At 42.3% G+C, this 10,163-nt stretch carries 7 protein-coding genes; 5 read left to right on the forward strand and 2 right to left on the reverse strand.

What is annotated here, in order from left to right; genetic code table 11:
* The first annotated feature begins 1 nt into the window (after window position 1).
* Entirely contained in the window at window positions 2-1,579 is a 1,578-nt protein-coding gene (locus B4H39_RS06320) for a hypothetical protein (RefSeq protein WP_286927545.1), read from the forward strand.
* Between the two features lie 111 nt (window positions 1,580-1,690).
* Here the strand turns inward: B4H39_RS06320 and B4H39_RS06325 are convergent, their stop codons facing one another.
* On the reverse strand, window positions 1,691-2,923 hold the full coding sequence (locus tag B4H39_RS06325; RefSeq protein ID WP_251423885.1) for a cation diffusion facilitator family transporter: 1,233 nt from the start codon (window positions 2,921-2,923) through the stop codon (window positions 1,691-1,693).
* A 339-nt stretch (window positions 2,924-3,262) separates the two neighbouring features.
* Between B4H39_RS06325 and B4H39_RS06330 the strand changes: the two genes are divergently transcribed.
* Both B4H39_RS06330 and B4H39_RS06335 read left to right on the forward strand, forming a co-directional pair.
* Window positions 3,263-4,996 (forward strand): ABC transporter ATP-binding protein, encoded by a 1,734-nt coding sequence (locus B4H39_RS06330; RefSeq protein WP_271328224.1) that lies wholly within the window; start codon window positions 3,263-3,265, stop codon window positions 4,994-4,996.
* A gap of 54 nt (window positions 4,997-5,050) precedes the next feature.
* Window positions 5,051-7,144, forward strand: a complete 2,094-nt coding sequence (locus B4H39_RS06335; protein WP_251423882.1) for an ABC transporter ATP-binding protein — start codon at window positions 5,051-5,053, stop codon at window positions 7,142-7,144.
* Window positions 7,145-7,580: 436 nt separating this feature from the next.
* Here B4H39_RS06335 and B4H39_RS06340 read toward each other — a convergent pair whose 3' ends face one another.
* On the reverse strand, window positions 7,581-8,300 hold the full coding sequence (locus tag B4H39_RS06340) for a hypothetical protein (RefSeq protein ID WP_251423879.1): 720 nt from the start codon (window positions 8,298-8,300) through the stop codon (window positions 7,581-7,583).
* A 220-nt stretch (window positions 8,301-8,520) separates the two neighbouring features.
* On the opposite strand from B4H39_RS06340, the gene B4H39_RS06345 reads away from it, so the two are divergent.
* Window positions 8,521-9,786 (forward strand): UDP-N-acetylglucosamine 1-carboxyvinyltransferase, encoded by a 1,266-nt coding sequence (locus B4H39_RS06345; RefSeq protein WP_251423876.1) that lies wholly within the window; start codon window positions 8,521-8,523, stop codon window positions 9,784-9,786.
* Window positions 9,787-9,833: 47 nt separating this feature from the next.
* A complete protein-coding gene (locus B4H39_RS06350) occupies window positions 9,834-10,049 on the forward strand; it encodes a YdbC family protein (protein WP_202231691.1) in 216 nt (71 codons plus the stop codon).
* The last annotated feature ends 114 nt before the right edge of the window (window positions 10,050-10,163 follow it).

Raw genomic sequence — 10,163 nt, forward strand, 5'->3', positions numbered from 1 at the left:
GCTGATTGCAGGGACATTCGCCTTCACCGCCTTCAACCAACGCGCTATTAACGACCGCCTAAGAGATAATCTGGGCGAAGTAGGCGGCCGTGTTCACGACTACTACAACCGTGACACAGAAAACAAGGACGTCTTTGTCGAAAACTATGGGGAGGAGCCTATCATGGCACGGGTTCGCCTGTCTGAGTTTATGGCGATTCGAGCCCGTGGAGAAGAGAACTTCAATTCCATAGTGCCAACTGCCGTTCGAGAGAGTGTAGAGACTTGGACGACCTACATTCCCTCAACAGAAAGCCTCAGTATCCGCACGGGCGACTCTGCCGTCTTTAACCAATATAGTAACCTGACCTTTGGTTGGACCCGTCAAGGAGAACATGCGCCTTGGTACTTGCCCACCTTCAACCATGTGGAGAACGACCTGATGACGGCTGCAGCAGGGCATGCGCGAGACTATATCGCTGGAACTGGCGCCACAGACGGTGAGACAGATGGGGCCACTCATCCAGGTACGGGTGAGGATGCCTACTGGCAAGAAGGGGAGAGCTATACAAATGGTCAAGGCCCAACAAGTACAGTCTGGCCCGGTGCCCTTGAAGGCGTTGAACGTACAACAGCGCAAAATTTAGCACAAGACCGTGCCCCACTTACACTTCAGCAATGGTCTGCCTTACCCAATGAGCATAAAATTGGGGACTTCTGGGTAATCGACCATGAAACAGGCTGGGCTTACTGGGCCAGTCAACTGCAGGAGGGGGAAAGCAGTTCTTACCTGCTTGATGCAGCAGTGATGACAGAGGCGGCACATGATATCCGTGGTTCTTATTACTACGCTATCCATGTGGACAGCCAGTTGATTACGCCGGACCGCGACTTTGAAAATGAGCCAGAAAGTGGAGAGGTAGGTCGTCTGCTTCGTGGTATCCGGAATAATGCAGTGGATGATAATGGCGAACTGCCTGCAGAAAATCCAGATGCCGATGAACCTTCGCCGATAAGCGCTTTTAATTTTGAGAGTATGAATCCTGGTCGTCTCTTTACGACATCAGACGGGCAACAATTCCGTTACCTTGAAGATATGGGAGAGGGGAATCACTTGATTATCCGCAATGAAGTAATCCCTTCCGTTACTTGGAATGGAAAAGATGCTTATTTTAACATGTGGTTAGCTACAGAGACACCTCAAGATTTGCAGGACATTGTTCAACCTGTTGCTAATAACTTTATAACTGGAAATGTTGCGTTTGATTCGTCTGCTTTCGAGTGGTTAGGGAGTATGCGTAATCCTACCAATTTAACTGGGGCGGCGGCAATAGATTTTACTGCTGTTGTTCCTGGAGGAGCTAGGCGTGCTTTTGCCCTTTCCTTAGCGGATGTTATCCGATTTTCCGGTCCAGGTCGTGGGTTTCCGAACAATGCAGAACGTGGTGCTGGTATACATTGGTGGCTACGTACCCCATCTACTGTTGAAAATAGGGCTTGGGAGACAAGTTCTTCGGGTGGTTTTCATGGTTCGATAAGTACCACAGGAGAAGCTTTCTCTGGTAGAGGCGTCCGCCCCGCCCTCATCATCCATCAATAACAAAGCATCAACAACCTCTATCTACAAAAAGTACAATTCCTTAAGGAATTGTACTTTTTACATAGTATTTCAGCCTGTTACCGAGACTACTAAGAACTCGCTTTAATCTCTTCAAAGGACAGAAGTTTCCTCAGCTTTTTCTGTGAGCTGACGGTAGATACAACGCCAGTACTCATTTCTTCGCCAGACACTTGATACCGTATAGCTCTTTTGGTTGTCCAGATAATGGTAAGTGAGGATGAAAGTTTTCTTGCTGACTTGCTCTGCCTGATAGTTTTTAATCGCTAAGTTTTCTTTTGGTGTTGCGTTAGCGATGAAGCTTTCTGCTTGGATAATTTCACCGCTTGAGGTGATAGCTTGAAATTGTGGGGCTAGCAGCTGATTGAGGTTTTGACCATTGAGGAGCATTTCTTCCTTTGGGAGAAGTTCCAAAGCACGTGAAGCAAAGTGCTCTTCCTCTGGTAAAGCGGCGGGTTCTACATGGACATCAACATCATAAACATCAAAACCAGCCATGAGCATACGCTCTATTTTTTCAGTAGCAGCATGACTTTCATAGACAGAGAGGTCACGTGACATCTCAACGACAACATCCAGAAAGATATTGCTGCCATAGGTGCGACCACGAATCATTTTAACAGATTTGACCTTATCGATCAGTTCGATAGCTTCCTTATAATCTTCTAAAAGATTATCGTCAAAACCATCAGAGAGCGAAAAGACACTGTCTCGGAAAATATCATAAGCGGTTTTGAGAATGAAGCCACAAATGATTAAAGCCATGATGCGGTCTAACCAAATCCAATGCATAGCAGCTGCAATGATAGCAACAGTTGTACCCAAAGAAGTCAGTGCATCACTAAGATTGTCTTTGCTAGATGCTTCAAGTGCTTTTGATTGTGTTTTCTTAGCTAAACGATTAGAGTAGAAATAAACGGAAATCATAACCAGAGCAGAAAATAGTGCGATTATAGCACCAACTGGATTGATTTCTGCTGAACTTCCTTCTATAAAATTGACGATGGTTTGACGAAGAACTTCAAAACCGATAAGGAACATGATAAAGCTGGAGATAAGACTGGAAATAGACTCGACTTTCCAATGTCCATAAGCATGATCATTATCAGAAGGAATGCGCGCAATGCGTAGACCGATAACGATGGCGATGTTACCTAGAATATCAGTGACATTATTAAAACCATTGGCCAAAAGGGAAGCAGAGTGAGTGATTTGTGCGACTCCAAGTTGTAAGAGGGAGAGAAATATATAAGCGCCTATACTGACCCACACGCCACGTTCGGCAAGCTTAAGGCTGTGAGAGCGTGAAATTTTACCGTTGTTCATAACATAATTATAACAGAAAAGCAGCTCGCCCGCTTTTCACCAATACCTCCATAAGAGAGTGGAGTAAAAACAAGCCAAGGCTTACCGTCTTTCTTTCACCAGAATGAGAAGATTAAAGGAAGGGGACTGTTCATTAACTAGGGTATCACAAATCATTGACACTCTTCTTGAAAAAGGTTAGAATATAATTGTTAGTTTATACAAGTTATAAACTAAACAAAAGATTAACAGTGTTAGTTATTTTTGTTGAAAAATAAATATTTAAATGTTATAATTTTTCAGCTAACGTATTTATTTTTGTCATTTTTGACAAGAAAATGAAAGGAAACTTTTTTATTTATGGTAATGAAAGCCATCGGCAAGTACAAATTTCTTGTCTTCGCTGCCCTCGCTACCATGCTTCTTCAAGTTGGTGCTGCGCTTTGGCAACCGCAATATATGAAGAACATTCTAAGCGTTATGGCAGAGTCTATCTCAATATCAGATAAGGTCGATAAAATTAATCACTATGGGGTATATCTTTTACTCATCGCCGCCGTAGGATTGATTGGTTCTATTCTTAACACAGTTACTGCTGCAAAGATTGCGCAGTCAGTATCCGCAGATATCCGTGAAGAAACTTTCCGTAAGATTCAAACTTTCTCCTATGAAAACATTGAGAAGTTTAATGCCGGAAATCTGGTTGTACGTATGACGAACGACATCAACCAAGTGCAGACACTTTTGATGATGACTTTCCAAGTTTTAATCCGGGTGCCCTTGCTCTTTGTCGGAGCTTTTGTCTTGTCCATTATCACTATGCCAGAACTTTGGTGGATTATCGTTGTCATGGTTGTACTCATCGTAATAGTAACCATGCTGTCCATGAAGTCAATGGGGCCTCACTTCATGGTCTTTCAAAAACTGATGGACCGCATTAACGGGATTGCCAAAGAAAACCTACGTGGCGCACGTGTTGTTAAGTCCTTTGTTCAGGAAAAAGACCAGATTCAAAAATTTGATGAAACCTCTGACGAACTTCTGGATCACAATATGGCTGTAGGCTACACTTTTGCTGCCATGATTCCAGCCTTCACTATCATCTCTCAACTGGCTGTATTTGGAGCGATTCTGTTGGTTTCTACCTATGTTACCCGTGATTTAAATACAGCTGCCAGCACACTTGGTGGTATCATGTCCTTCATCCAGTACATGATGCAAATCATGATGGCTATCATCATGGGAGGAATGATGTCCATGTTTGCATCGCGTGGTTTTGTTTCGATTGGGCGTATCAAAGAAGTGCTTGAAACCGAACCTGCGATGGTCTTCGAAGATGTTCCGGATGAAGAGCTAGAAGGATCAGTCAAGTTTGATCATGTTTCTTTCTCTTACCCTAATGATGAGCAGCCAACACTTAAAGACATAAGTTTTGAAATAAAACCAGGTCAAATGGTGGGTATTGTCGGAGCTACAGGTTCTGGTAAATCAACCTTGGCTCAGCTTATTCCTCGTCTTTTTGATCCGACAGAAGGTACAGTAAGTGTCGGCGGCAAAGACCTGCGGCATGTTTCCAAGACAACCCTGAAAAACACGATTTCGATTGTCTTGCAAAAAGCGATCCTCTTCTCGGGGACAATTTCAGGAAATCTGAAACAAGGTAAAGCAGATGCGACACCAGAACAGATGAGCCGTGCAGCAGAAATTGCCCAAGCAGCAGAATTTATCGAGAAGCTTCCCGAACACTATGAATCACAGGTTGAAGAACGTGGAAATAACTTCTCTGGTGGTCAAAAACAACGCATGTCGATCACACGTGGTATCATCAAAGATCCTAAAGTTCTCATCTTGGATGACTCAACATCAGCGCTTGATGCCAAGTCAGAAAAGTTAGTTCAGGAAGCTCTAAGTAAAGACTTGAAAGATACGACAACAATTATTATCGCTCAAAAGATTTCATCTGTCGTTCATGCGGACAATATTCTTGTCCTTGATGAAGGTAAACTTGTTGCGCAGGGCACACACACAGAGCTAGTTAAGAACTCTGCGGTTTACCGTGAAATCTATGATACACAGAAAGCAAAGGAGGACTAAGTTTTCATTGTTCTTCAAACCATTTATTTGAAAACAAGAAAATGAAAAAAGATTATGAATGATACATCTCGTGCATTGAAGTTCTTCTATCTCTACTTCAAAAAATACAAATTACAGTTCCTCGTGATTGCGATATTTATCATTGCGGCTACTTATCTGCAAGTTAAAGCACCCGTACTTCTTGGGGATTCTATTACACACCTTTCTACCTACGTAGGAGATTATTTTAGTCATCAACATGCTGATGAAGCGGTCAAGGGCTTGCAACAAATCGCGGCTAGCTCGAGTCAGGCACAAGATGCACTGCAGCAAATCGCTAGTCAAATGTCTCAGGCCGCAGGTCATGTGGTTGATTGGCATAGCCTAACATCTGCTAATGTTCCTGCAGCGGTAACGTCAAACCTACCATCTGGTACGACTATTGACAGCTTGCAAGCTCTGGCTAAAATTCCCACAGACTGGCACCAATTGACAGATGCCAATGTACCAGAAGTTATCCGTGCAACGCTCAATGGGCAGTCTATTGCTGACTTGATGAAGGTGGCTACCTCACAAGCGCCAAGTAAGGCTGACTTTATGAATTCGATGTGGATGCTTCTTGCCTTTTACTTGATGACAGGTGTGGCTCAGCTCATCTATAGCTTGCTCTTTACACGTATCGTTGCACACTCTACAAACCGTATGCGTAAAGGTCTCTTTGGTAAGTTGGAGCGCCTTACGATTTCTTATTTTGACCGCCATGCGGATGGTGACATTCTCGCCCGCTTTACTTCTGACTTGGATAATATTCAAAATACACTGAACCAAGCAGCGGTCAATGTAACGACCAACTTTGCTCTTTTCATCGGGATTTTGTATATGATTTTTGATCAAAATGTCAAGATGGCTTTGGTTACAATCTCGACGACACCTGTCGCTATCCTCTGTGCAGTGATTATCATTGTCCAAGCTAAAAAGTACACAGACAAGCAGCAAAAAGAAGTCGGTGAACTCAATGCTTATATGGATGAAAAAATTTCTGGGCAAAAAGCGATTATCGTTGAAGGACTTCAAGCAGATGCGATTGCAGGTTTTGAAGTCCGTAATGATAAAGTGCGTAAAACAACCTTTGCAGCGCAAGCTTGGTCAGGGATGATTTTTCCACTGATGAATGGCTTCTCGCTCTTGACTTTGGCCTTGGTTATCTTTGCAGGAGCGAATATCCTACTTAACGATGCTTCATTGTCAACTGCAGCAGCTTTTGGTTTACTTGCTACATTTATCCAATATGCACAACAGTATTACAACCCAATCATGCAAATTTCATCTTCTTTCGGTCAATTGCAACTTGCGGTAACTGGTGCAACACGTCTGAATGTGATGTTCGATGAAAAAGAAGAAGTACGTCCTGAAAATGGAAAAGTATTTGAAGGCATTTCTGAAGGGGTTCACATTGAAAATATTGACTTCAGTTATCTTCCAGAAAAACCAGTCCTTAAAAACGTGAATATCAATGTCGAAAAAGGCCAAATGGTTGCCTTGGTTGGTCCAACAGGGTCAGGTAAAACCACTGTTATGAATCTTATGAACCGTTTCTATGATGTGGACAAGGGCGGAATCAAGTTTGATGGAACAGATATCCGAGAATTTGACTTAGATTCTCTACGCTCTAAGGTTGGTATTGTTTTGCAAGAGTCTGTCCTTTTCTCTGGCACAATTGCGGACAATATCAAGTTTGGTAAAAAAGATGCGACTATGGAAGAAGTTATCACGGTAGCCAAGACAACACATATCCATGAATTTATTGAGAGTTTGCCCGAGGGATATGACACGATGGTCGACGATGAAGACAACGTCTTCTCTGTGGGGCAAAAGCAACAAATTTCAATCGCGCGAACTATTTTGACAAATCCGGAATTGCTGATTCTGGATGAGGCGACATCTAATGTTGATACAGTAACGGAAGAGCAAATTCAGTGGGCGATGGAAGCAGCCATCGCTGGGCGTACCTCTTTTGTTATCGCACACCGTTTGAAAACAATTCTTAATGCAGATAAGATTGTTGTTCTTAAGGATGGTGAGGTCATCGAAGAAGGAAACCACAATGAACTTGTAAATCTCGGAGGCTTTTATTCTGAACTTTATCATAACCAATTTGTCTTTGAATAAAATTAAGAATAGCCTTTATATATAAAGGCCACAACGACATAACTCGACTCTAAAAACTGCTTAGTGGGCGAGTTGAGATTTAACTTTTGGACAAATACTCTAAATGTGTTATAGTGAATCCAACGAAATTTGACACGCAAAAACGCCCGTATTCCCGTACGAGCGTTTTTGTTATGTGTGGCTAACATCCAATAAATCTAGCGCTTATCTTTATGGTTAAGCTAATAAGTAAAGATAGCCACGATACAATCCGATATAACCGAGACTAAAAGTGTAATAGCGAAATTTGACACTTCAAGCCCTCCTTTCTGCTAGATTATCCAGAAGGACAAAGTTTATTATGGCATAAAATTAAAAGCTTCTAGAGTAATGATGAAGTAGAGGGATATTTTTATGTTTTTTAGAATATTTATTGTAAGAATGACGAACACCCAGATTATGATATTTGTTCAAAAACAGCAACAATATCAACGGCACCAACGCCAGGCGGGATAATGGGTTGGTCTTTGCTGACGGGATTATCTCCCACTTGCCAGCCGATGAACTGATAGTAAGGTAACTTAGCTTTGGCTTGGGAAATATAGCCTTGCTCGATGCTCCGCATCCCCACAGGATGCGTCCAATCTAGAGATTCATTCCAGATTGTCCTTGCACTATAGCGAACAGGATATTTGATAGGCGTCCATTGTGCATGAAAATCATAGATTTGTCCCAGTGGTTCAAAGTTAGGATTCTCCTGCGGTTTCCAAAGAAAGCTCGGGTTATACACTCTTGTCCGATGGATAACAGAACTTGGTCCAGCGTAAAGTTGAGCCTGTTCTTGTGATTGAGGAGTGGCGAGTACATTGTGACGATTGCGGACCTTCGCCCAACCCTCAAACGTGTAGCCTTGAAGCTTCAAAGTTTTGTTTTTAAGAGAATAACTTTGACTTTTTGGAAGGAGCTCAGAACTCATACCAATCCATTTGCCCTCGGAGTTAAAAATCTTATGGTAGTTTTGGTAGTCTGCCTCATTGAGAAGCGGCAGTGGAGAAAGTTCGGCTCTTTCAAGATGGTGAAGCATGTCTTTGTTAATATTAAAAAAATAATTGGCTTTAAAAAAGTTGGATTTCTTTTTATTTGGGATGAAGGAAGTTTTGAGCGAAAAATTCATCATTTATCCCTTTCTTTGATTTAGTCTTTAAGGTTATATTATCATTTTTTTCTAATGATATACAATAATATGGCATGGCTATAGAGACAGACAATTTATGCAGATATATGTGAAGGAAAAAGAGCACTTTTTATCTATCCAAAAGAAAGGAAAAATGATAGAATAGAAGGTACATGTATTTCATGTCTCAAATAAAACAATAAGTGATAGAGTAAATAAATTTATGAAAAAGATAGTAATCAATGGTGGTCGAAGTATTTCGGGGAGAGTGACAATTTCTGGAGCTAAAAATAGTGTTGTCGCCCTCATTCCGGCAACTATTTTAGCCAATGATGTTGTAACTCTTGAAGGTGTTCCTGATATTTCTGACGTTGCGAGCTTGGTAGAAATCATGGAGATTATGGGGGCAAAGATTGAGCGTGATGTTGATGCTGGGGTTTTGACCATCGATACACGTGATGTTGTTTCCAAACCTCTGCCCTACGGTAAGATAAATTCCCTACGTGCTTCTTATTATTTCAACGGTGCCTTGCTTGGACGTTTTGGGAAAGCAACCGTTGGTCTACCGGGAGGCTGTGATCTTGGACCACGTCCGATGGATTTGCACATTAAAGCTTTTGAAGCTTTAGGAGCAGAGCTGTCTTATCTTGAAAACGCAATGCATCTTGAGGCTAAAGAAGAAAAATTACATGGCACAACTATCTATATGGATATGGTGTCTGTAGGAGCGACAATCAATACCATGCTTGCGGCAAGTACAGCAGAAGGTGTTACGATTATTGAAAATGCTGCGCGTGAACCAGAAATTATTGATGTGGCTACTTTGCTGAATAATATGGGTGCTAAAGTTCGGGGTGCTGGTACAGATGTTATTCGTATCACGGGGAAGGCAGACATGCATGGTGCACGTCATACAGTGATTCCTGATCGTATCGAGGCAGGGACTTATCTGGCCTTAGCTGCAGCTGTCGGTGAGGGTGTTATTGTTGATAATGTGATTTACGAGCATTTAGAATCTTTTATCGCTAAACTGGAAGAAATGGGTGTACGGATGACGATTCGCGAAGACTCTATCGAAGTTCATCGCTCTGAAAACTTGAAGGCTGTTAACATAAAGACAGTACCTTATCCAGGATTTGCAACAGATTTACAGCAACCCATTACGCCACTTTTGCTCAAAGCGAAAGGTCGCGGATGGGTTATGGACACAATCTATGAAAAACGTGTCAATCATGTGCCGGAAATGGCACGCATGGGTGCTGCTATTTCAACTGTTGATGATCGAATCGTTTATGAAGCACCGAGTACACTTAAGGGGGCGCGTGTGCGTGCAACGGACTTACGTGCGGGCGCTGGATTGGTCTTGGCAGGTATTATTGCAGAAGGGACAACGACAATCGAAAATATTGAATTTATCCTGCGGGGCTATGACAGTATCATTGAAAAGATGACAGCCCTCGGCGTGGACATTAAACTAATCGAAGATTAGGCGTGAAAAGTTTGATACTTTTACGTATCAATCTACAGGAGGTAAATATGGCTGATTTAAAATTTGAGATTGAGGAACATCTTATTACGCTGTCTGAAAATGCTAAAGGCTGGACAAAAGAACTTAACCGTGTTTCTTGGAATGGTATGGAAGCAAAGTATGACCTCCGTCAATGGTCACCTGATCATAAAAAGATGGGTAAAGGTGTGACTTTGACGGATGAAGAGTTTGCTGTGCTCTTAAGAGAACTTGGGAACAAATAAAGACCAGTAGACTGTCAATAAGATAGAGACAAGAAGCTCCAACCGGGGCTTCTTTTCGCATGCCTAAAAGTCAAGTCCCAGCCACCCACCCTCTTCTCATCAAACACTCATTTC

Source organism: Lactococcus sp. UBA7128 (assembly GCF_002492185.1).
GTDB classification, from domain to species: domain Bacteria; phylum Bacillota; class Bacilli; order Lactobacillales; family Streptococcaceae; genus Lactococcus; species Lactococcus muris.